The 22,627-nt window shown below is 39.3% G+C and carries 22 protein-coding genes; 20 read left to right on the forward strand and 2 right to left on the reverse strand.

What is annotated here, in order from left to right; translation table 11 throughout:
* Positions 1-49: 49 nt before the first annotated feature.
* The 8 genes from SLH51_RS11835 to yajC all read left to right on the forward strand — a co-directional run bounded on the left by SLH51_RS11835 (position 50) and on the right by yajC (position 6,863).
* Complete coding sequence (locus tag SLH51_RS11835) at positions 50-1,243, forward strand: YhcN/YlaJ family sporulation lipoprotein (protein ID WP_335961469.1); 1,194 nt, start codon at positions 50-52, stop codon at positions 1,241-1,243.
* 192 nt (positions 1,244-1,435) lie between these two features.
* Positions 1,436-2,008: an intercompartmental signaling factor BofC gene (locus tag SLH51_RS11840; protein ID WP_335961470.1), complete on the forward strand. Its 573-nt coding sequence runs from the start codon at positions 1,436-1,438 to the stop codon at positions 2,006-2,008.
* Between the two features lie 297 nt (positions 2,009-2,305).
* Positions 2,306-2,920: a Holliday junction branch migration protein RuvA gene (ruvA, locus tag SLH51_RS11845; RefSeq protein WP_335961471.1), complete on the forward strand. Its 615-nt coding sequence runs from the start codon at positions 2,306-2,308 to the stop codon at positions 2,918-2,920.
* 15 nt (positions 2,921-2,935) lie between these two features.
* Positions 2,936-3,934: a Holliday junction branch migration DNA helicase RuvB gene (ruvB, locus tag SLH51_RS11850; protein WP_335961472.1), complete on the forward strand. Its 999-nt coding sequence runs from the start codon at positions 2,936-2,938 to the stop codon at positions 3,932-3,934.
* 2 nt (positions 3,935-3,936) lie between these two features.
* Positions 3,937-4,155, forward strand: coding sequence for a DUF2905 domain-containing protein (locus tag SLH51_RS11855; RefSeq protein WP_335961473.1), 219 nt, complete (start codon positions 3,937-3,939; stop codon positions 4,153-4,155).
* 82 nt (positions 4,156-4,237) lie between these two features.
* Complete coding sequence (gene queA / locus SLH51_RS11860) at positions 4,238-5,263, forward strand: tRNA preQ1(34) S-adenosylmethionine ribosyltransferase-isomerase QueA (protein WP_335961474.1); 1,026 nt, start codon at positions 4,238-4,240, stop codon at positions 5,261-5,263.
* A 16-nt stretch (positions 5,264-5,279) separates the two neighbouring features.
* Positions 5,280-6,419, forward strand: coding sequence for a tRNA guanosine(34) transglycosylase Tgt (gene tgt / locus SLH51_RS11865; protein ID WP_335961475.1), 1,140 nt, complete (start codon positions 5,280-5,282; stop codon positions 6,417-6,419).
* Between the two features lie 180 nt (positions 6,420-6,599).
* Positions 6,600-6,863: a preprotein translocase subunit YajC gene (yajC, locus tag SLH51_RS11870; RefSeq protein WP_335961476.1), complete on the forward strand. Its 264-nt coding sequence runs from the start codon at positions 6,600-6,602 to the stop codon at positions 6,861-6,863.
* A 433-nt stretch (positions 6,864-7,296) separates the two neighbouring features.
* Here yajC and SLH51_RS11875 read toward each other — a convergent pair whose 3' ends face one another.
* Positions 7,297-7,674 (reverse strand): TIGR04086 family membrane protein, encoded by a 378-nt coding sequence (locus SLH51_RS11875; protein WP_335961477.1) that lies wholly within the window; start codon positions 7,672-7,674, stop codon positions 7,297-7,299.
* 157 nt (positions 7,675-7,831) lie between these two features.
* Here SLH51_RS11875 and SLH51_RS11880 point away from each other — a divergent pair, with 157 nt between their 5' ends.
* The gene (locus SLH51_RS11880) at positions 7,832-9,121 is read left to right on the forward strand and encodes an ArsB/NhaD family transporter (protein WP_335961478.1); all 1,290 of its coding nucleotides are present in this window, start codon (positions 7,832-7,834) and stop codon (positions 9,119-9,121) included.
* 87 nt (positions 9,122-9,208) lie between these two features.
* Positions 9,209-9,868: a DUF421 domain-containing protein gene (locus SLH51_RS11885; protein WP_335961479.1), complete on the forward strand. Its 660-nt coding sequence runs from the start codon at positions 9,209-9,211 to the stop codon at positions 9,866-9,868.
* A gap of 175 nt (positions 9,869-10,043) precedes the next feature.
* On the opposite strand, the gene spoVB is transcribed toward SLH51_RS11885, so the two are convergent.
* A complete protein-coding gene (spoVB, locus tag SLH51_RS11890; RefSeq protein ID WP_335961480.1) occupies positions 10,044-11,615 on the reverse strand; it encodes a stage V sporulation protein B in 1,572 nt (523 codons plus the stop codon).
* Between the two features lie 123 nt (positions 11,616-11,738).
* Here spoVB and SLH51_RS11895 point away from each other — a divergent pair, with 123 nt between their 5' ends.
* The 10 genes from SLH51_RS11895 to dtd all read left to right on the forward strand — a co-directional run bounded on the left by SLH51_RS11895 (position 11,739) and on the right by dtd (position 22,428).
* Positions 11,739-12,224 carry a COG2426 family protein gene (locus SLH51_RS11895; RefSeq protein ID WP_335961481.1) on the forward strand — a complete coding sequence of 162 codons (486 nt, stop codon included), beginning with the start codon at positions 11,739-11,741 and terminating at the stop codon, positions 12,222-12,224.
* 158 nt (positions 12,225-12,382) lie between these two features.
* Positions 12,383-12,649, forward strand: a complete 267-nt coding sequence (locus tag SLH51_RS11900) for a post-transcriptional regulator (protein WP_335961482.1) — start codon at positions 12,383-12,385, stop codon at positions 12,647-12,649.
* 261 nt (positions 12,650-12,910) lie between these two features.
* Positions 12,911-14,215, forward strand: coding sequence for a protein translocase subunit SecD (gene secD, locus SLH51_RS11905; protein ID WP_335961483.1), 1,305 nt, complete (start codon positions 12,911-12,913; stop codon positions 14,213-14,215).
* A complete protein-coding gene (secF, locus tag SLH51_RS11910; protein WP_335961484.1) occupies positions 14,205-15,143 on the forward strand; it encodes a protein translocase subunit SecF in 939 nt (312 codons plus the stop codon). Before secD ends, secF begins: the two co-directional genes overlap by 11 nt.
* A 272-nt stretch (positions 15,144-15,415) precedes the next feature.
* Positions 15,416-16,339: a cation diffusion facilitator family transporter gene (locus tag SLH51_RS11915; RefSeq protein ID WP_335961485.1), complete on the forward strand. Its 924-nt coding sequence runs from the start codon at positions 15,416-15,418 to the stop codon at positions 16,337-16,339.
* Complete coding sequence (locus SLH51_RS11920) at positions 16,336-16,668, forward strand: LapA family protein (protein WP_335961486.1); 333 nt, start codon at positions 16,336-16,338, stop codon at positions 16,666-16,668. The genes SLH51_RS11915 and SLH51_RS11920 overlap by 4 nt, the downstream gene beginning before the upstream one ends.
* A gap of 53 nt (positions 16,669-16,721) precedes the next feature.
* Entirely contained in the window at positions 16,722-19,088 is a 2,367-nt protein-coding gene (recJ, locus tag SLH51_RS11925) for a single-stranded-DNA-specific exonuclease RecJ (protein WP_335961487.1), read from the forward strand.
* A gap of 1 nt (position 19,089) precedes the next feature.
* The gene (locus tag SLH51_RS11930; RefSeq protein ID WP_335961488.1) at positions 19,090-19,605 is read left to right on the forward strand and encodes an adenine phosphoribosyltransferase; all 516 of its coding nucleotides are present in this window, start codon (positions 19,090-19,092) and stop codon (positions 19,603-19,605) included.
* Positions 19,606-19,793: 188 nt separating this feature from the next.
* Positions 19,794-21,980 carry a RelA/SpoT family protein gene (locus tag SLH51_RS11935; RefSeq protein WP_335961489.1) on the forward strand — a complete coding sequence of 729 codons (2,187 nt, stop codon included), beginning with the start codon at positions 19,794-19,796 and terminating at the stop codon, positions 21,978-21,980.
* Positions 21,981-21,990: 10 nt separating this feature from the next.
* On the forward strand, positions 21,991-22,428 hold the full coding sequence (gene dtd / locus SLH51_RS11940) for a D-aminoacyl-tRNA deacylase (protein ID WP_335961490.1): 438 nt from the start codon (positions 21,991-21,993) through the stop codon (positions 22,426-22,428).
* Positions 22,429-22,627 lie beyond the last annotated feature (199 nt).

Here is a 22,627-nt window from a genome sequence, read left to right on the forward strand (position 1 = left end):
TAATCGTTCTCCTATTCAGCCATGATAAGTGGTGAAAGGGGGAATTCAAATGAAAAAAATCGCAATGTCAGTAGCAACAGCTACAATGCTCTTAGGTGGACTTGCAGGATGTGGAGTCGATAATCAAGCAACCGATATGGGGGCCAATCAGCAAACAGGATACCATGCACAAGACATGCGTGATGGAACCGCAACAACTGGACGTCATCGAGGTGAAGGTCCTATAACTGATATGATGACACCTGATAATCGTAGGGGTGTTACTGGTCAAGGAACTGGTCAACGAACTGGTCAACGAGGTGGATTATTTGGAGGTCAGGGAACTGGTCAACAACGTGGATTATTCGGAGGCCAAGGAACGGGTCAAACTGGTCAACGTGGCGGAATGTTTGGAGCTCAGAGAACTGGCCAAACTGGTCAAGGATATGGCCTTAGTGCTGGTGAGGGACAAGCGCGTACGCATTTAAACAATTACCAAACACGTGATCAACGTGGTGTTGGCTATACAAATACTGGAAGAGATAACTTTGGAACAAATCAAGGGATGTTTGGTGCGCAAGGTACTCATGGAGTAAATGATCGTCAAGGAACGCGAACTCCAGGAATGGGACGTGCTGGAACTGAACGTGCTGGTTTAACTGGTGGAAATCGTCCAGGGATGGTTGATGAAGATGGTATTTTACGTGGCAGAGCACGAGGTGGAACAGGTGCATTAGGAACAAGATACGGACACCGTCGTCAAGGTCAAGGTGCAATGAACCTTGAAGCGCGTGATCGTGGAAATGTTAACCAAGGAACACGTAACCGAGCTCAATATGGTACAACTGATCGTGGTAACCGCACGGGAGTTCACCAAGGTCAACAACGTACTCGTACACAAGATGCAGTTAAATATCACAAGGATTATGAAGGAAAAACGGTACAACAATTATCAAGAAGAATAGAACGTGTGGATGGTGTTGATGAAGCACGTGTTATTATGCATGATGATGATGTAGTCGTAGGAATAACCACTTCAGGTAATATGAACGATGTGAAAAAAGATGTAGAGCGTACAGTAAAAGGTTTAGCTGATGGCAAAGACGTACGTGTCGTAACAGATTCTGATGCTGTTGGTCGAATCCGCACGATGGATAATGAATTAAGAACTGGTGCAGCGTTTGAAGAGGTTGGAGCGACATTTACTGAAATGCTAAATGACTTAGGTCGAGCGGTACAACGACCTTTTGAACGTTCACGTTAATAAACTAAGTAGGCGGTGAGCATAGCTTTGCTCACTGCCTTTTTTTGATTAGGGATTGAGCTAATCAATAGGGAAAAAATGAACTGAAGGGAATATTTATTAAAAGCGAATGGTACTTTCCATTTGTGGGAAAGATTAAACTAAGAATCAAAAGAATTATTTTGATATTTTTCATATGGTGGTGAAAAGCTGATGAAACTATTTCAACGGACTCAGCGAAAAAATATTTACACTCTTAGTATTATTATAATGCTTCTGGTTACTGGCTATATGAGTTGGAATGCAAATGTAATTGAAGGAAGTCAATCTAAAGACATTAAGGAGAATAATCGACCGGAAGCTTTTGAAGTAATGGGGCCACAAACAATTAATGTAGTATTAGAACGTGTTTACTTGGATGGAGAGAAAAGTCAGGAGCGTATTCAAGAAACCATTTTATCTATGGAAGATTTTTGGGCTCATTATGAGGGCTGGGATTTAATTGATCAAAGTGAAAATGAATTAGTCTTTCGCAAGGAAGTAGAAGATATTTCGCCGCTCTTGAAAGTTAACGGATATTTTGGTATTACTGAAGACGGTATCTTATCGATTTACGAAGGAGAGCCGACTGAAGAAAGAGTGATTCAATCATTTTTTCAATTGGATACAAGTAAATTAAAAAGTTCAGACCATACTGAACTGATTAAAGGAATACCTGTTCAAGACCTTAATCATTATGAGGAAGTTCTACAAGTATTTCGCCAATACAAGTCTGTTCGAATGTGAAAATCAAGAAAGGCTGACTCAAAACCTAGGGTCTGATCCGATAGCACAATACATGAGATCTTCATAGGAGATCAACATTGGTTGCGTTGACTAGCTGGGGCAGAGCTTTTTTGAGGCAGTCTTTCTTTTTTTGGGGTGAATACTACATTCGTTGAGCAGACAGATTTCGTTCGAATGCAATGAAAAGAAAAGTTGTTTATTTTTATAGGGACTTTGATGAGCCTGAGTTTTTCTATGACGGTTGGTCGTGGCTTATGATAAAATAGAAATAAATGTTCGTATGAGAGGAAGAACGATTTGATTGAATACGTAAGGGGTATATTAGTTGACATTGATACGCAGTATATTGTAATTGATCATGATGGTTTAGGCTATCAGCTGTATTGTCCGAACCCATATAGGTTCCAAAAAAGAATAGACGAGACGGTTCGAATCTTTACATACCAGCATGTTAGAGAAGATCTAATCCGCCTTTACGGGTTTGAAACAAAAGAAGAGCGTGCTTTATTTGAGAAGCTTTTAAATGTTTCTGGCATAGGGCCCAAAGGCGCATTAGCCATTTTAGCCTCAGGACAACCAGAGCATGTCATTCATGCAATAGAAGAGGAAGATGAGACGTTTCTTGTGAAGTTTCCTGGTGTGGGTAAAAAGACGGCACGTCAGATGATTCTTGATTTAAAGGGGAAATTAGGTGATTTCGCACCTAATTTATTACAGCAAGGCGAAATGATTACAAAATCAAGTAACCACCGTGCAACAGAAAATGAGATGTTGGAAGAAGCGTTTGAAGCGTTACGTGCACTTGGGTATGTTGAGAAGGAATTGAAAAGAGTTCGTCCGCATTTAGAGAAAGAAGAGATGTCAATCGATGGGTATATTAAGAAAGCACTTCAATTATTGTTGAAGGTTTAGTGTAGGGGGGATTACGTGGAAGAGCGAATGGTATCTGCTGAGGAACAAGGGTTGGAAGATTCTCTTGATCAACGTGTCAGACCACATAGACTCAAGCAATATATTGGCCAAGAAAACGTAAAGAAAAATCTGCAAGTCTTTATGGAAGCTGCTAAAATGCGTGAGGAATGCTTGGATCATGTTCTGTTGTATGGACCTCCTGGACTTGGGAAAACTACGTTAGCTGGAATAATTGCAACAGAGATGGGCGTGCAAATGAGAACGACTTCTGGTCCAGCGATTGAGAGGCCGGGTGATTTAGCGGCAATTTTAAGTGGACTTGAACCGGGAGATGTCTTATTTATTGATGAAATTCACCGTTTAAATCGAATGGTGGAAGAAGTTCTATATCCTGCAATGGAAGATTTTTGTCTTGATATTGTTATTGGGAAAGGACCAACAGCACGATCGGTCAGATTAGAATTACCACCCTTTACCTTAGTTGGTGCAACGACACGTGCAGGGATGTTGTCTGCGCCACTTAGGGATCGATTTGGAGTCCTGGCTCGGCTTGAATATTATACAGAAGATGATCTTGCTGTAATCGTCAGCCGTACTGCAGAGATTTTTGAGACGGTCATAGAGGAAGAAGCTGCTGTTGAAATTGCAAGGCGCTCACGAGGTACGCCAAGAATTGCCAATCGTTTACTAAGACGTGTACGCGATTTTGCACAGGTGAAAGGTGATGGAACGATTACTCTTAAACTTGCGAAAAGTTCTCTAGAAGAATTACAAGTTGATCGATTAGGACTTGATCATATTGACCATAAATTATTATATGGAATGATTGAGAAGTTTCGGGGAGGACCGGTTGGACTTGAAACCATTTCGGCAACGATAGGAGAAGAACCAGACACGATTGAAGATGTGTATGAACCATATTTGCTTCAGATTGGTTTCATACAACGAACACCACGTGGGAGAGTCGTAAGTCCAGCATGTTATGAACACTTTAAAATGGAGGTACTTGAGTAAGAATGAACACATTTCCGAAAGTACTTATAACAATCGGTGTTCTATGTATCGTCATAGGAGGTTTGTGGCTTTTACTCGGTCGGTTTATTCCACTTGGAAAACTTCCTGGGGACATCTTGATAAAACGAGAAAATTCGACTTTCTACTTTCCAGTTATGACAAGTATTATTATAAGCATTGTATTATCATTGTTATTTTTTGTTATTGGGCGATTTCGCTAAAATGTTGCAAGCAGTTCATAGATTGGGTATGATAACAAAGATGCAAAAAGTACGGATAACTCAAAAAAAGGTGAATTAGAACATGAATGTAGAAGAATTTGACTTTCAATTACCTGAAGAACTAATCGCTCAGACGCCGCTTCCTGACAGGACGGCGTCTCGTTTGCTTGTTCTTGACCGCAAGACGGGAAAAACAAAAGACCTTCAGTTTTTATCAATCATTGACGAACTAGCTGAAGGTGATTGTTTAGTTTTAAATGATACACGAGTGTTACCAGCACGACTGTATGGGACAAAGAAAGAGACCGGAGCAAGTATCGAAGTTCTCTTATTAAAACAGCAAGAGGATGATCAGTGGGAAACGCTAGTCAAACCTGCTAAGAGAGTGAAAAAAGGGACAGTCGTTGAATTTGGAGATGGGCGGCTTACGGCAACTTGTATAGGTGAATCTGAGCATGGAGGCCGTATACTAAAAATGAACTATAAGGGGATTTTTCATGAAGTATTGGATGAGCTTGGTGAAATGCCATTACCCCCCTATATTAAAGAAACTCTTCCGAATCAAGAGAGGTATCAAACAGTCTTTGCTAAAAATAGAGGGTCTGCAGCAGCCCCGACAGCCGGGTTGCATTTTACTCAAGACCTGTTAGAAAAGATTGAAGAAAAAGGTGTTCATATTGCCTTTATTACGCTTCATGTCGGCCTTGGGACATTTAGGCCTGTCAGTGTGGACAAAATAGAAGAACATGAAATGCATACAGAATTTTATCAAATGAGTGCCGGTACAGCAAGATTATTACATGGAGTGAGAGAAAAAGGCGGGCGGATTTTTGCAGTTGGTACAACGTCTGCACGTACGCTTGAGACAATTGTAAAAGAGCATGGTGATTTCGAAGAAGCTTCGGGATGGACTTCAATTTTTATTTATCCTGGTTATGAAGTAAAGGCTTTTGATGGATTATTAACGAATTTCCATCTACCGAAATCGACGTTAGTCATGCTTGTAAGTGCCTTTGCTACAAGAGAGTATGTATTAAATGCGTATAGGCATGCAGTTAATGAAAAGTATCGTTTCTTTAGCTTTGGAGATGCAATGTTAATTAGGTAAATAAGGAGGAACATCTATGGCAGCAATTACGTATGAACATATCAAAACATGTAAGCAATCTGGTGCTCGTTTAGGCCTGGTTCATACTCCGCATGGCACGTTTGAAACGCCAATTTTTATGCCTGTTGGAACACTCGCCACAGTCAAAACAATGAGTCCAGAGGATTTATATGATATGAATGCTCAAATCATCCTTAGTAATACGTACCATTTATGGCTACGACCAGGTCATGATATAGTAAAAGAAGCCGGTGGTTTGCATAAATTTATGAATTGGAATCGTCCAATTTTAACCGATTCTGGTGGATTTCAAGTCTTTAGTTTAAGTGACCTGCGTAAGATAGAAGAAGAGGGTGTTCATTTTCGCAACCACTTAAATGGAGACAAGCTGTTTCTTAGTCCTGAAGGGGCGATGGAAATCCAAAATGCACTAGGGTCTGATATTATGATGGCATTTGATGAATGCCCACCTTATCCAGCTGAATTCGATTACATGAAGAAATCAGTAGAACGAACTAGCCGATGGGCTGAACGTTGTTTGAGTGCGCATGCTCGTCCAGAAGATCAAGGGTTATTTGGGATTGTTCAAGGCGGTGAATATGAAGAATTACGTAGGCAAAGTGCAACCGATCTAGTCTCACTTGACTTTCCAGGTTATGCCATCGGAGGACTGTCAGTTGGTGAGCCAAAGGATGTCATGAACCGAGTACTTGAATTCACGACACCTCATTTACCGGAAAATAAGCCACGTTATCTCATGGGAGTTGGATCGGCCGATTCGTTAATCGATGGGACAATACGCGGAATTGATATGTTTGATTGTGTGTTACCGACGAGGATCGCAAGAAATGGAACGCTCATGACAAGTGAAGGAAGACTTGTTGTCCGCAATGCTAAATATGCAAGAGACTACAGGCCTCTAGATGAAAATTGCGATTGTCACGTTTGTCAAAATTATTCACGAGCATATATTCGCCATTTAATTAAATGTGAAGAAACGTTCGGATTTAGATTAACCTCTTATCATAATTTATATTTCCTGTTAAACTTAATGGAGCAAGTCAGACAGGCGATCAGGGACGATCGTTTACTTGATTTCAGAGAAGAGTTTTTTGAGCAATACGGGTTCAATAAACCGAATGCAAAGAACTTCTAAGAGGCCTGACAAAACTTTCACGTTTTGTCAGATTCTCAAAGTGATGAGTGAAACCGTTGTAAATTGTGGGGAATGACTCCAAAGAAATAGCATAAAAGGTATTTGATACCTGCTATGAATGGATTCTCATCGTGGACACGCTTGCAAAGGTCTTTTTATTAATGAAAGGGGGGAAAACAGATGGAACTATTTGGAACTTTACTTCCGCTAATATTAATGTTTGCGATTTTTTACTTCTTACTTATTCGTCCTCAACAAAAGAAGCAAAAAAAGATTCGTGAAATGCATAATGCACTTAAACGTGGAGATAAAATCATCACGATTGGTGGGCTTCATGGGACAGTTGACTCTGTAGATGAAGATATTATGGTTATTTTAGTAAACGATAATCGTAAGCTCACTTTTGATCGTGCGGCAGTGCGTGAAGTTGTTAACCCAGACTGATGAAGTACATAAAGAAGCGCAGAAATCATTGCTGCGCTTCTTTTTATTAGGCTGTTTTCGTAAAGATTGTTGCTTTGGAATAGGGTAATTTCCTCTTAGTGAAATAGAGCGGAAGTCACTCGACTCATGCGTGATATAGAGGAAGGGGCGAGACCCCACAGGCTTAGCTGAGGAGGCTCGGCAGCTCCCCGCGGAAAGCGAGTGGCTATATAGGGCAATGGAACGAACACGTTACTTCCCCCTAACCGATAAAAACAACAAAGTATGCGAAAACAGCCTTTTATTAAAAGGAAGTGTAAAATATGTCAGAATTTAAAGAAGCATGAATTCGTTTCAAGCAGTGTGATGGTTTGTTCAATGCATGCTTTTGATTACTCAAAGATTGTCATAGCAACTTCCGCTCATTGCTTAAAAAGACGGCTGTGCCGTCTTTTTATTTATTACTACTAAGATTGACCCCAATAATCCCCCCAATAGCTGCGGCAAAAATGTAGCCAGCATGAAACATATACTGTTCGCTTGTAAATCCACTATCGTATCCTAAATATTGTACTAAAAATGTTAATACTGAAAACAACAATGCTGTAGTCGCTCCAGCGATCCAACCTTTTTCTTTCGCTTTTGCTCCTGCAATCGTTCCACCAAAAAACATCGTTACAAATGCAACAATTGTGATTAGCCATTTAACTGAATGCTCTGTAAATGACGTGAAAGATAACACAATTGATACAATTAAACTAAATGTTAAAGCGATGACTAGTATGGTTGTTAGACCAAATAAAACAGCTGGGAAAAATCCACGATAAGTCAAAGTACGTCCTCTCCTTTCAAATTGAAAAATAATCACTTACTACAGCTTATTCAGGCTTGTATAGAATAGACGCATAAATTGCTTGTCTTAGAAAACGGACATGTTTCAATCATGTATGTCATAGGATGGTAGAAATGCGAGGGAGAGGAGTACGAACATGGGGGTAACCTTAGCTTTAATCATTTTTCTCTGTAGTTACTTCTTTATTATCACAGAAAAACTAAATCGAGCTGTCATTGCCTGCTTTGGTGGAGTACTCATGCTTGTGTTTGGTGTGTATGAAATTAATGCAGCTTTTTTACATCATATCGATTGGCATACGATTACACTTCTATTAGCTATGATGATCTTAGTATCGATAACAAGCCAGAGTGGCTTTTTTGAGTATGTAGCCGTGTCACTAGCTAAATGGGTAAACGGACGACCTGTGCCACTCTTAATTGTGATTTCGTCTTTAACAGCATTTGGTTCAGCTTTTTTAAATAATGTGACAACTGTATTGTTACTTGTTCCCATTATTTTTACACTAACATCATTATTAAAGCTTCCTGCTGTTCCGTTTCTACTTACAATTGTGATGGCGTCGAATATAGGTGGTACGGCTACGTTAATTGGAGATCCACCTAACCTGATGATTGGGCAAGCTGTATCTCATTTAACTTTTAATGATTTTTTGTTTCACTTAAGTCCTGTTGTAATTGTTATCTTTGTTGTTGTAATGGCTGGACTTGTAGCGGTTTATAGAAAACAATTAGTGGTCACAAAAAAAGATCAGGCGAAATTGCTTGCCATTAATCCAACTACATATATTAAGGACAGAAAGCTTCTTATAAAATCAGTTTCAGTTTTAGCTATGACGACAATAGGTTTTATTATTCAACCTTTCATCCAAGTTGAATTAACGAGCATTGCGATGGTAGGTGCCCTTTTACTCATGTTAATTACGCATGAGGAACAAGATATGGAAGAAGTCTTTCGTTCAGTAGAGTGGGTGACGCTTTTTTTCTTTATCGGTTTATTCATGTTGGTTGGTGGTCTGAAAGAAGTTGGAATTATTGATGAAGTTGCTAAGTCAATTATTTATTATACAGAAGGTGATGTTCCTAAAACGGCGCTTTTTATTCTTTGGGGCTCAGGAATCTTATCTGGTTTTGTTGATAATATCCCTTTTGTTGCAGCGATGATTCCTGTCATACTTGAATTCCAAGAATTTGGAATGAATAACCTAGACCCGTTATGGTGGGCACTAGCATTAGGTGCATGTTTAGGTGGGAATGCAACCGTTATTGGTGCAACGGCTAATGTGATTGTTGCTGGGATGGCAGTAAAAGCGAAACATCCTTTTAGTTATTTAGAGTTCTTAAAAGTGGGGCTTCCAATAGCTTTTATCTCCTTTATCATTTCGACGATTTACTTGTACTTCAGGTACCTCATTGATTTTATGTAGAGAACTTCCAAAAGCTACAAATCATTTGTTCGTTCTCCCTTGGTCATACTAAGCATTAAAGTGATACATGGTGAGGGGGAATGTACGATGGATTATATGACGATTATGTTGCGGACGATATTCATCTACTTTATCATTCTCTTCGTGTTAAGGTTTATGGGGAAACGCGAGATTGGACAGCTGTCTGTATTGGATTTTGTTGTATCAATCATGATTGCAGAACTTGCAGTTGTGTCGATTGAAAACATAGAAGTTCCAATGATGTATTCCATTATTCCAATTGTGATTTTGTCTGCAATTCAAATTATGTTAGCTATCATTTCATTAAAAAATAATCATTTGCGCAAATTAATTGACGGAAAGCCATCCGTTTTAATTAATGAGGGAAAGATTGATGAAGGAGAAATGCGAAAGCAACGGTATAACTTTGATGATCTTCTTGTTCAATTAAGACAAAACAAGGTTAGCAAATTATCTGATGTGGAGTTTGCAATTTTAGAGCCTTCGGGGAAATTGTCAGTCATTGAAAAACAGGAAGATGAGAACGGGGATAATGGACCTAGAATGCCGTTACCATTGATTTTAGATGGTAAGATCCAAGATGAACATTTAGAGCAAATTAATCAAACGCAACTGTGGCTCCGTCAGCAAATGAGGAAAATAGGCTATCGTGATATTAAGAAGATTTCTTATTGTGCCTTAAAGGACCGAGATACTTTTTTTGTTGATATAAAAGATGAAAGATAATACCAAGTCTGTATCCTTAACAAAGAAGGAGGGACTTGGTGTTTTTGTATGGCGTGATGAAAGATATAGTTGGAGCAACATGGTGTTAAGATACCTCGTTATAAATGAAATAGACAGCTATGGGAATAGCTGTCTATTTAAGTTGCATCATATTCTGTTTTTAGAAAATGGTTTTCTATGTACGTGGGATAAACGAACTAATCCATTTTCCGATCAAGGGAATTCGCAACGCTTCTTCTTTTTTAATTAATCCAAGGATAAGCATAAGTCCACTATAGAAAAGAACGGTAATGCTTATTGCTACAATTGTTTGCCAAAGGTGAGATAATGATTGAAAAGCATATTTAGAAAGAATGAACCCTATCCAAGTTGAAAGTATGATTAATAAAATGGCCTTTCCGACCATTTTCGTATCGATTGTAAAGCTAATCGTTTTTGCAACGGATGCAAAATGAAGCAATGTCACTAAGACAAAGCCTATGACAATGGCAAGAGCGGCTCCCATGATTCCAAGTTCAGGCCTAGAAGCAAGAACAAAGATCGCAGCCATTTTAATTCCAGCGCCGAAAAGACTGTTCATCATGGCAGCTTTAGCAAGGTCTAAAGCTTGTAACGTGGATTGCAATGGTCCTTGGAAATACAAGAAGATACTAAATGGTGCCATTAATTTCAAATACGTTGCAACAGTTGGTGCATCAAACATTAAGTCCATTATGGGCTCGGCGTAAACATACAGTATGACAGCAGAGATGCCTCCGGATAAGAGGGCAAGACGCAGTGCTTGATTTAAGCGGTGATGAATGGTCTTAAAATGTTTTTTTGCAGCAGCTTCGCTAATAGCGGGTACAAGTGAAACTGACAGGGAGTAGGTAATAAATGTTGGTAATAATAAGACTGGGATAACAAATCCAGCAAGTTCTCCGTATTGACTAGTTGCTATGACTGTAGCGACACCAGCAATCGCTAAACTTTGGGCGACAATGATCGGTTCAAAAAATAGAGAAATGGAACCGATTAATCGACTTCCTGTAGCTGGTAACGATATAGCCATTAATTCATGGAATGTTTGTTTTCCTTCTTTAGCGTAATTAAAGAAACGACGACGAAGACGGAAACGTTTGTTCTTCTTAAACATCAAAATCATGTATAGTAGGGAAACGAGTTCGCCAATGACAACAGAAATCATTGCACCAGCAGCGGCAAATTCAACACCCATTGGTAAAAAGGCGCTTGTTAGCACAGCTACAAGGGTAATACGAACGACTTGTTCGATAACTTGTGAGTAAGCGGTCGGTTTCATATTTTGACGCCCTTGGAAATAACCACGCATGATGGATGAAAGTGCAACAATCGGGACAATGGGGGCGATCGCTATTAATGGATAATAGGCCCTAACATCAGTTAATAGCATATTCGCAACAAAAGGGGCGAAAGCAATCATAGCAACGGTAAAGATGATGCTTAATATACTCGTAACAGTAATTGAGACGACAAGAATTCTTTTTATACGTTGCCTATCTTCTTTTGCTTCTGCTTCGGCCACTAACTTTGAAATGGCAACAGGTAACCCTAATTGCGTTAGCGTAATGACAAGAAGCAATGTGGGAACAGCCATCATATAGAGGCCGACCCCTTCAGCTCCCATTATTCTTGCAACAACGATTCTATTTACAAAGCCTAGGAATTTTGTGATAAGTCCGGCGATAATTAAAATGAATGCTCCTTTGAGAAAAGTTTGCTTCGTCATGTATTTGCCCCTACCTTCATAAAAAAATGATGGATATTTTACGTTATTATTTATATGCTTAGTAGTGGGTCAAGCATGACAAGTTAGTGATAATTATATTGAACTTTAGAAAGGACGATAACAGTGAAAGAGGCAATTGAACAGTTTATATTTAATCATTTTGGTTTTTTACCACCGGAATTAATCGTCGTATTAATCTCGGCATTGCCAATAGTAGAGCTACGTGTGGGAATTCCAGCAGCGCATCAGCTTGGGCTTTCCTATTGGGAGGCATTGCTTTACGGAATAGGGGGAAACTTACTACCAATTCTACCAATCTTATTATTGTTTCAACCTATTAGTAAATGGTTTTTACGATTTAAACTATATAAACGCTTTTATGATTGGCTATACAATCGAACAATGAAAAAAAGTGATAAAGTGGAAAAGTTCGGTGCAATCGGTCTAATTTTATTTACCGCTGTTCCCCTACCTACAACAGGAGCTTACTCAGCAAGTCTTGCTGCCATTCTCTTTTTTATTCCATTTCGTTATGCATTTTTAGCTATTGCAACAGGAGTGGTCATTGCGGGGGTTGGGGTTGCTAGTCTCATGTATTCGGTCTTTTAAGACTAAGACTGCTATGTGTGGTCAGCTCTTAGAAGTCGTATAGAGAGAGTAGTGCCAGTGCAGCTATTGAACAACCTTGAGGCGATGAGCAGGGACAACTAATAATGTTGGGTGATTGCAAACATTTTTTGAACAGGCTCGCACAGAGGAGGAGAAAGATGAAACAGCAATTTGAAGTGTGGCGTAGTGATGTCGAACAAGTAATCATAAGCAAAGTTGATGAATTTCGCTTTCTTGGTTATGACAGGGCGACAGCTGATGATGTATGGGATTGTGTTCTTTATCAATTAAGAAAAAAGCAAGAGTTCATTCATTTGAATAGTTTCGTGAATGAAATATTAACACTAAAACCACATATATTTATGAACTGGCTCACGATTCGAGCCTATCAAGACCCAACAGATTGGTTTGCAGAATTTGATTAGGTTGAAGGAATGAGCGAAGCTGCTGCTTTGTTTTAAGCGCATTAGGAGTGGGTTTCTCCTAATGGGCGCGTAGCGAGAGAAGCCATTGCTATCTTTTTTAAACCGTGTAATTAAAAAAGGAGTCTTGTTACCTTTTTGTTTACCCTCTAAAGCTAAAATTGACAGAGATTTTCTATAAAAGCTATAATGAGGCTATTGTGTTTGATGAAAGGGACGGAATGTACAAGCACTCTGTTTTTATAAAGGAGGCCGAAAAGGAATATGGTCAAAAAAGGAAGGATTTTCGCTTTTTTTCTAATTGTTGCGATTCTTGCAGGTGTTATTAGTACAACTGTTATGGGGATTGCGAAGGAAATTAAGCTAGGTCTTGACCTTCAAGGTGGGTTTGAAATTCTTTATGAAGTGAAACCAGCTCACGAGGGTGACGTAATTGATAATGAAGCATTGCGAGCAACAGTCAGTGCTCTCAATCAACGAGTCAATGTGTTAGGAGTGTCAGAACCGAATATTCGTATTGAAGGGGACGACCGTATCCGTGTTCAGCTTGCTGGTGTAGCGGATCAAGCTACCGCGAGAGAGTTGCTCGCAACAGAGGCGAGTTTAACAATACGAGATGTACATGATGAAGTATTGGTAGATGGAGCAGATTTACGTCAAAATGGAGCTAGTTCGACATTTCATCCAGATACTAATGATCCAATTGTGACGTTGACATTAGAAGATGCCCGTCAAATGGAGCAAATTTCAAGAGAGATGCTTTCAAGACCGCCAGCTGAGAATTTACTCGTCATGTGGCTAGACTTTGAAGAAGGTGTTGACTCGTATGCAGAGGAAGCGTTGAAAGAAGATCCGAAGTATCTTTCAGCTGCAACGGTTCGAGAAATTATTTACTCTAATACCGCAACAATCAGTGGGAATTTCACACTTGAAGAAACTCAATTTCTTGCAGAAGTGTTAAATGCAGGTGCCCTTCCGGTTCAATTGGAAGAGCTATATAATAACTCAGTAGGGGCATCTTTAGGTGAGCAAGCAATGCAAAAAACGGTTTATGCTGGCTTTATAGGCGTTGCGTTAATTTTTGCCTATATGCTCTTTTATTATCGTTTTATGGGGATCATTGCAGTCGTTACATTGAGTACATATATTTACCTAGTTTTACTTGTATTTAATTGGATGAACGCGGTGTTAACCCTTCCGGGAATCGCGGCGTTAATTCTAGGTGTTGGGATGGCGGTTGATGCAAATATTATCACCTATGAACGGATAAAAGAAGAAATACGGTCTGGGAAATCTATCATGTCTGCATTTAAGGCGGGTAGTCGTAGATCACTTTCGACGATTCTTGATGCCAATATTACAACGATATTAGCAGCGGCTGTACTATTCTCTTATGGGACAAGCTCTGTTCAAGGGTTTGCTGTTATGTTAATTGTTAGTATATTAACAAGTTTTGTAACGGCTGTATATGGCTCGAGACTTCTTCTTGGCTTATGGGTGAATAGCCGGGTTCTTAACAAGAAACCTCGTATGTTTGGTGTAAAGGAGGGTGAAATTGATGAGCTTTAATTTCCAGAATCGAGAGATAGACTTCGTCCAACATCGGAAAAAGTTTTTCATATTTTCAGGAGCCTTTACATTGCTGGGAATTATTTTGTTGCTGACGCTTGGATTAAATTTAGGAATTGATTTTGAAAGTGGTTCAAGGGTAGACTTATTAGCTCAGGAAACTCTAACAACCGAGGCGGTAGAGGAAGAGTTCTCAAAGGTGGGGTTATCACCCGATGACATTCAGCTTGCTGGGGATAGAAATGAAATGGCAAGTGTTGGATTTATCGGTGTGTTAACGCCTGGAGAGATTACCGAGATTCAAGCGCACTTTGCTACTGAATATGGGAATGAGCCGAGCGTTAGCACGGTTGATCCAATTATTGGTCATGAGCTAGCTCGAAATGCCTTACTTGCTGTATTAATTGCATCAATTGGAATCATTATTTATGTAACGATTCGATTTGAACTTTTGTACGGGATTGCAGCGATAGTTGCCCTCTTGCATGATGCATTCTTTATTATTGCGGTATTTAGTTTATTGCAAATTGAAGTGAACGTGCCATTTATAGCAGCTGTCTTAACAATTGTGGGATATTCGATTAATGATACGATTGTTACTTTTGATCGAATAAGAGAAAATATGAAGCTTGCCAAACGTGTGAAGGATTTTGACGATTTAGCGAAAATCGTTAATACAAGTTTAGTTCAAACATTGGCTCGTTCGATAAATACAGTTTTAACGGTCGTATTTGCAGCAGCGGCAATCTTTATTTTTGGTGGAGAAGCAATTCGTTCCTTTGCGTTTGCTTTGCTTGTAGGTCTTGTAGCAGGTACATATTCATCTATGTTCCTTGCTTCACAGCTATGGTTGATTTGGAAAGCGAAACAATTACAGAAGAAGAAATACAAGCCTCAGCAACAACCAGATGGAGAACCAACTGTATAAAAAAGCAGAACATCTTTGAATGCTTATCGAAAGATCGCAGACCCTCTCATACTCGATGGAGGTGATTGCGATCTTTTTTATGTTATATGGAATAGTTGGTTGCAAGGGGAACTATTATTCAGGAAAAATGTCGAAAGTGAATCGAGAAACTACCGTACTTTTTATAGTGTTTGCGGAAATGGTGAATGATGTGACATCCAGATGGTAAAATAAGTACAGTATTTAACAAGTACGTCCTATAATGAAAATGACAATTTAAAGTAGGTGTTTATGTGTCCGAAGCAGATGTACGTTATCGAAAGGTCAGGTTTGCCGCATGGGTTGGGATTGTCGGGAATATTATTTTAGCTATCTTAAAAGCAGTTATTGGGATCATGGCAAACAGTCGAGCATTAATCGCTGATGCGGTTCACTCTGCCTCAGATGTTGTCGGTTCTGTTGTCGTGTTAATAGGAGTACGTGCTGCCAAATTGCCGCCTGACCGTGACCATCCATATGGACATGGAAAAGCTGAGTCTGTAGCTGCTATTATTGTTGCTGTATTGCTATTTATCGTAGGGTTTGAGATAGCACTTGGTGCTTTTCAGTCATTCTTTGAGCCAGTGGAAGTTCCTAAAATTATTGCAATCTATGCAGTCATTTTTTCAATTGTTGTAAAAGAATTAATGTTTCGTTATAAGTATCAATTGGGTAAAAAGTATAAGAGTGAGGCATTAATGACAGATGCTTGGCATCATCGTTCAGATGTATTTTCTTCTTTCGCGGCATTAATCGGAATTGGTGCTGCCATTTTAGGAGGGCATTTAAACATTTCATGGCTTGTGTATGGTGACTCCATAGCTAGTGCATTTGTGGCTATTTTAATTGGAAAGATGGCATGGTCGCTTGGAAAGCAGTCCATCCATAATGCCCTAGATCATGTTCTCCATGAAGAAGATACGGTTGAGATGAAAAAAGCTGCTGCGAACGTTCAAGGTGTATTGAATATTGATGCGTTTTTAGCGAGAGAACATGGTCACTATGTCATTATTGACATTAAAGTAGCTGTGGAGCCGTCTATTACGGTGGAAGAAGGACATACGATTGGGAAACGTGTGAAAGAGCGACTTCTAGAAGAAAAGAACGTTCATGATGTGCTAGTACATATTAATCCTTACAGAAAGATAAAAATAAAAGGAGAGGAGACTGATACATGAGGGGACAATGGACTTTAATTCTAGGATTAATTGCAGCTGTAATTATTGCCATCTTTGCAGTTATAAACGTGGAAGCAATTCGGGTGAATTATTTATTTGGGACGGCTGAATGGCCATTAATTTTAGTTATTTTAGGGTCGGTATTGATGGGGGCTATTATCGTTGGTGCTGTAGGAATGGTAAAAATTTATCAACTACAAGCTGAGATCAAAAGGGTAAAACATGCCAATAAGAACGTGATAGATCCAAACAAAGGAGAACGTTTGGAAAAAGGAGAATCTAGCAGTCAAAACAATGAAAAATTCCAGACTAAGGAAACAAACGATTGAACGTTGTAACCCCTTGAATGCTCCTGTATAATGAGCGTTCAAGGGGTGTTTTTATGTTAAAACCGAAAGCTAGATGGAAGATTAAAGAACAAGCATCCAGTCAAATTGAACAACTAGTAAATGAATTAAACGTTGCTCCACTTATAGCGACGTTACTTATTAATCGAGGTATTGACACAGTCGAGACAGCAAAGCGCTTTCTATATAAAGAGGAAATGACGTATCATGATCCATTTTTATTAGATGATATGGAACGGGTTGTAACCAGAATTCAAGCGGCCGTTGCGCAAAATGAACGAATTCTTATTTTTGGAGATTACGATGCTGATGGAGTAAGTAGTACGGCATTAATGTACAAAGCCTTGCAATCTATAGGAGCATCCGTAGACTTCTATATCCCAAATCGATTCACAGAAGGCTATGGCCCGAATGAACCGGCGATTAGAAGAGCAAAAGAAAATGGCTATCAATTGGTGGTAACGGTGGATACAGGTATTGCAGCTGTCGACGTTGCGAAGGTGGCAAAAGAAATCAACCTTGATTTTATTGTTACAGATCATCACGAGGCTCCTCCTGTATTACCGGATGCATATGCAATTGTGAATCCGAAGAAGCCAGGATGTCCTTATCCATTTAAAGGTTTAGCGGGAGTAGGGGTTGCATTAAAGGTAGCTCAGGCTTTGCTTGGTAGGGTACCAACAGAATGGCTAGACATAGCAGTGATCGGAACTGTTGCAGACTTGGTCCCACTTGTTGATGAAAATCGATTACTAGTGATGGAAGGACTGCACGTACTTCAAGCAACAGAGAAGCCTGGTCTAATTGCATTAAAGAAAAAATGTGGAATTGAGTCACAAGTCATTCAAGCTGATCATGTTGGATTTGGAATTGGTCCTAGAATTAATGCTGCAGGAAGGTTAGATTCTGCTGATCCTGCTGTTGATTTGTTGCTATCTGAAACACAAGAAGAAGCAGAGCAGTTAGCATCAGAAATTGATCACTTAAATAAAGAGAGACAAGCTATCGTGAGTGAAATTACAGAAGCCGCTGTAGCTGTAGTGGAGGAGCATTACCCTCCTAGCGATAATAGTGTGCTAATTGTTGCTGGTGAAGGGTGGAATCCTGGAGTAATCGGAATCGTTGCTTCGCGTCTTGTTGAACGGTATTACAGACCGACAATCGTCCTAAGTATTGATCAAGAAAAAGGTCTTGCGAAGGGTTCTGCACGAAGTATTGAAGGCTTTGATATGTTTAGTGAGCTTTCAAAAAGCCGAGACATCTTGCCGCATTTTGGTGGGCATCCAATGGCTGCAGGGTTAACAATGCAAGCGAGTGATCTAGATGAATTACGCAAGAGGCTCAATCAACAAGCAAAAGAAGTGTTAACAGAAGAGGACTTTAAGCCAGTCACATCGATTGATTTAGTTGCAACTGTGGATGAAATTTCTGTGCCTGTTATTAAGCAGTTAGAACAACTAGCTCCTTTTGGCGTTCAAAATCCTACTCCAAAAGTATTACTTCAAGAAGTCCAATTGGAGCAGATGAGAAAAATAGGAAGTGACTCCAATCATTTGAAGGTAGGTTTTACGGGGACAAGCTCGACTTTAGATGGAATTGGGTTTCACCTTGGATATTTGTGTGAAGAGATCACTTCACATGCCAAAGTATCAGCAGTTGGAACGTTGTCGATCAATGAGTGGAATGGACGTGTCAAACCGCAGTTAATGATAGAAGATTTGGCTGTTTTAGATTGGCAACTCTTTGATTGGAGAAGCATACAAAAGGCACGTTTACATGATCGTCTGTCAACAATTCCAGCTGAGAATCGAATCTTGATTGCGTTTAACAAAGATACGCAAGCTACATTAGGCCTTGAGAGTGAAATTGTTTTTCATTGCAGTGGTCAAGAAAGCTTACCTGATTTGTCAAAGCGATTTGTTGTTCTACTTGATATTCCAAATGAACGCAAGCAACTCACTTCACTTTTTGCAAACCACGGAGAACCGAGTCGCATTTATGCGATTTTTTCCCATAAGGAAGACGCGTTTTTTACGACCAATCCAAATCGTGAGCAATTTAAATGGTACTATGCATTTCTTTTGAAGAAGAAATCGTTTAATATAAAAAAGCACAGTGAGGAATTAGCTAAACACAAAGGATGGTCACGTCATACAGTTGACTTTATGTCAAAGGTGTTTTGTGAACTAGGTTTTGTTAAAATAGAAGATGGAGTGCTTCATGTGGCAAGCAATCCACAGAAGAAAAGTCTAGATGAATCAGCTACTTATCGAAAAAAACAAGAGTTAGCATATATTGAAAATGACTTTGTTTACTCTTCATATGTTGATTTACAGCAATGGTTTCAAGGAGTTCTTGAAACAAAAACTATAGGTGATACGATAATCAAGGAGACGGTGTAAAATGGATTTCAAAAAGTACATTCAAATTGTTGAAAACTACCCTAAAGAAGGGATTCGTTTTAAGGATATTACGACACTTATGCAAGATGGGCCTGCATACAAAGCTGCAATTAATAAAATGGCTGAGTTTGCAAAAGATAAAAATATTGATGTCGTCGTAGGACCAGAGGCTAGAGGATTTGTTGTTGGCTGTCCGATTGCTTATGCATTAGAAACTGGCTTTGTTCCAGTACGAAAAGCTGGAAAGCTACCACGTGAAGTCATTTCGGTCGATTATGGATTGGAGTACGGGAAAGATAGCTTAACAATTCATAAAGATGCGATTAAAAAGGGACAACGAGTTTTAATAACTGATGATTTGCTAGCAACTGGTGGAACCATTGAAGCAACGATCAAAATGGTCGAGCAGCTTGGGGGAGATGTAGTTGGTATAGCGTTTATGATTGAGCTAGGTTATTTAGAAGGTAGATCTCGTTTGGAGAATTATGACTTATTTTCACTTATGACTTATAACTAAAGATGATGTGGGTAGCTCAGGTGGCCTAGCTTAATTAGAAGTCGAAATTGATCTTCTAGAGTTAGTGCTTTTATTTTGAGTTGCCCCATTTTCGTATCAGTCCAACAATTTTTCATTGTTTTCCTTTACATAGCTTCGAAACTTACCCATAATGAAAAGAAATAATTGAATCGTAAATAGGTGATTCCATGACGATAGATCAAGTATTAGAGAAAGCAAGTCGATATTTAAATGAGAAAGACGTTGCTTTTTTACGTAAGGCTTATGAATATGCAGAGCGTTCCCATGAAGGTCAGTACCGTAAATCCGGAGAGCCATATATTTTACATCCGATCCAAGTAGCTGGGATTATTGTTGAACTTGAACTTGATCCTAACTCTGTTGCTGCAGCATTTTTGCACGATGTAGTTGAAGATACAGAAGTAACGGTAGAAAATCTAGAAGAAGAATTTAATGAACAAGTGGCAATGCTTGTCGATGGCGTTACGAAACTGAAAAAATTTAAGTACAAGTCAAAAGAAGAGCAACAAGCTGAAAATCATCGAAAAATGTTAATCGCGATGGCAAAAGATATTCGCGTTATTTTAATTAAGTTAGCTGATCGTCTTCATAATATGCGTACGTTGAAATTTATGCCGCCAGAAAAGCAACGTGTAACATCAAATGAAACGTTAGAAATTTTTGCTCCATTAGCACATCGCCTAGGGATTTCAACAATCAAGTGGGAGCTAGAAGATACGGCATTACGCTACCTAGACCCTCAGCAATATTACAGAATTGTGAATCTAATGAAAAAGAAAAGAGCAGAACGCGAAAAATATTTATCAGGGGTTATGGAGACAATCCAAGAACACTTGCGAGATGTGAACGTTAGTGCTGAATTATCTGGAAGGCCTAAACACATCTATAGCATTTATCGGAAAATGGTTCTGCAAAACAAACAATTTAATGAGATTTACGATTTATTAGCTGTCCGAATTATGGTTGATAGCATCAAAGATTGTTATGCGGTATTAGGTGTTATACACACATGCTGGAAACCGATGCCTGGCCGCTTTAAAGATTATATAGCCATGCCAAAGGCAAATATGTATCAGTCTCTTCATACAACGGTCGTGGGTCCATACGGAGACCCCCTTGAAGTTCAAATTCGAACAGAGGAAATGCACCGAATTGCTGAATTTGGGGTTGCTGCTCATTGGGCGTATAAAGAAGGCAAAGATGTTACCCAAAACAAAAATACCTTTGAAGATAAGCTTAGTTGGTTTAGGGACGTAATTGAATCGCAAACAGAAACAAATGATGCTCAAGAATTCATGGAATCATTAAAAATGGATTTATTCTCTGATATGGTTTTCGTTTTCACTCCTAAGGGAGATGTCATCGAATTACCAGCTGGGTCCGTCCCACTTGATTTCGCTTATCGAATTCATAGTGAAATTGGAAACAGATGCATAGGGGCAAAAGTAAACGGAAAGATGGTTCCTCTTGAGCACAGGCTTAATACAGGTGATATCATTGAAGTATTGACTTCGAAGCATTCTTACGGACCGAGCCAAGATTGGCTCAAAATAACGAAATCTTCTCATGCCAAAAATAAAATTAGGCAATGGTTTAAAAAAGAACGAAGAGAAGAAAACGTTGAAAAAGGACGAGAGTTAATAGAAAAAGAAATACGTACACTTGATTTTGAACCGAAAGAAGTACTTACAGCAGAAACTATTGCTGATGTGGCCCATAAATTTAGTTTTGCCGGAGAAGAAGACATGTTTGCTGCCGCGGGTTATGGTGGCATCAGTGTGAAACAAATTGTCAATCGAATGACGGAAAAACTAAGAAAACAGCAGGATCAAGAGCAAGAAGATAAAACATTAGCAGCAGCCCTATCAGATGTACAAACGCACAGGCCAAAGAAAAAAGTGAATTCTGGTGTCCGTGTAAAAGGTGTAGATAACCTTCTTATTCGTTTATCCCGCTGCTGTACGCCGGTACCTGGTGATGACATTATCGGGTACATTACAAAGGGGAGAGGCGTTTCCATCCATAGGTCAGATTGTGCGAATGTGCAAAATGAAGACGCACAAACAAGGCTGCTGCAAGTGGAGTGGGAAGGGAGTACGGAACAAAGCAAGTCTTATAATGTCGATATTGAGATTACTGGGTATGACCGGAATGGGTTATTAAATGAAGTACTACATGCGATAACAGAATCAAGAACAGTTATAAATGCCGTTTCAGGACGCTCTGATAATAGGCAAAAAGTGGCGACAATTCATTTAACTATTTCAATTCAAAACATTGACCATCTGCATAAAGTGGTAGATAAAATTAAACAATTACATGATATATATTCAGTGCGAAGAGTGATGCATTAGAGGTGAAATAATGCGAGTTGTCTTACAAAGAACAAAAGAATCATCCGTTCGTGTAAATGGAGAAACAGTTGGACAAATAGATGCTGGATTGACCTTACTTGTCGGTATCACACATGAGGATACGATAGAAGACGTGGAGTATGTAGCCGATAAGGTTGTAAACTTACGTATTTTTGAAGATGAAGATGGGAAAATGAACCAATCATTAAAAGATGTAAATGGCCAAATTTTATCAATTTCTCAATTTACGCTTTATGGTGATTGTAAAAAAGGGAGAAGACCTAACTTCATGAATGCAGCAAAACCTGAATTTGCTAAGGAACGTTACGACCAATTCAACGACGTGCTACGAACGAAAGGCTTCGATGTTCAAACCGGAGTATTCGGAGCGATGATGGACGTATCCCTTGTAAACGATGGCCCTGTGACATTGATTATAGAGAGGTAGTTCCAAAAGGGTGGTTTTCCCTTTTGGAACTACCTCGACGCAATGAGCGGAACCGCTACATCTTTTAAGGCTTTTATGAGTGGTTTTTTCATAAAAGGCGCGTAGCGAGTGAAGCCATTGCAAGTTCCAAAAGGGTGGTTTTCCCTTTTGGAACTACCTCGACGCAATGAGCGGAACCGCTACATCTTTTAAGGCTTTT

Origin of the sequence: Halalkalibacter kiskunsagensis (genome assembly GCF_037027555.1) — a bacterium.
Classification (GTDB): domain Bacteria; phylum Bacillota; class Bacilli; order Bacillales; family Bacillaceae_D; genus Halalkalibacter; species Halalkalibacter kiskunsagensis.

Excerpts from the sequence above, each read along its gene's own strand:
- secF (WP_335961484.1), top strand. The coding sequence starts at position 14,205 with ATGAGCTTTAATTTCCAGAATCGAGAGATAGACTTCGTCCAACATCGG.
- SLH51_RS11930 (WP_335961488.1), top strand. The coding sequence starts at position 19,090 with ATGGATTTCAAAAAGTACATTCAAATTGTTGAAAACTACCCTAAAGAA.
- SLH51_RS11885 (WP_335961479.1), top strand. The coding sequence starts at position 9,209 with ATGGATTATATGACGATTATGTTGCGGACGATATTCATCTACTTTATC.
- SLH51_RS11840 (WP_335961470.1), top strand. The coding sequence starts at position 1,436 with ATGAAACTATTTCAACGGACTCAGCGAAAAAATATTTACACTCTTAGT.
- SLH51_RS11920 (WP_335961486.1), top strand. The coding sequence starts at position 16,336 with ATGAGGGGACAATGGACTTTAATTCTAGGATTAATTGCAGCTGTAATT.
- dtd (WP_335961490.1), top strand. The coding sequence starts at position 21,991 with ATGCGAGTTGTCTTACAAAGAACAAAAGAATCATCCGTTCGTGTAAAT.
- secD (WP_335961483.1), top strand. The coding sequence starts at position 12,911 with ATGGTCAAAAAAGGAAGGATTTTCGCTTTTTTTCTAATTGTTGCGATT.
- recJ (WP_335961487.1), top strand. The coding sequence starts at position 16,722 with ATGTTAAAACCGAAAGCTAGATGGAAGATTAAAGAACAAGCATCCAGT.
- tgt (WP_335961475.1), top strand. The coding sequence starts at position 5,280 with ATGGCAGCAATTACGTATGAACATATCAAAACATGTAAGCAATCTGGT.
- SLH51_RS11855 (WP_335961473.1), top strand. The coding sequence starts at position 3,937 with ATGAACACATTTCCGAAAGTACTTATAACAATCGGTGTTCTATGTATC.
- yajC (WP_335961476.1), top strand. The coding sequence starts at position 6,600 with ATGGAACTATTTGGAACTTTACTTCCGCTAATATTAATGTTTGCGATT.
- SLH51_RS11935 (WP_335961489.1), top strand. The coding sequence starts at position 19,794 with ATGACGATAGATCAAGTATTAGAGAAAGCAAGTCGATATTTAAATGAG.
- spoVB (WP_335961480.1), bottom strand. The coding sequence starts at position 11,615 with ATGACGAAGCAAACTTTTCTCAAAGGAGCATTCATTTTAATTATCGCC.
- SLH51_RS11880 (WP_335961478.1), top strand. The coding sequence starts at position 7,832 with ATGGGGGTAACCTTAGCTTTAATCATTTTTCTCTGTAGTTACTTCTTT.
- SLH51_RS11835 (WP_335961469.1), top strand. The coding sequence starts at position 50 with ATGAAAAAAATCGCAATGTCAGTAGCAACAGCTACAATGCTCTTAGGT.
- queA (WP_335961474.1), top strand. The coding sequence starts at position 4,238 with ATGAATGTAGAAGAATTTGACTTTCAATTACCTGAAGAACTAATCGCT.
- SLH51_RS11900 (WP_335961482.1), top strand. The coding sequence starts at position 12,383 with ATGAAACAGCAATTTGAAGTGTGGCGTAGTGATGTCGAACAAGTAATC.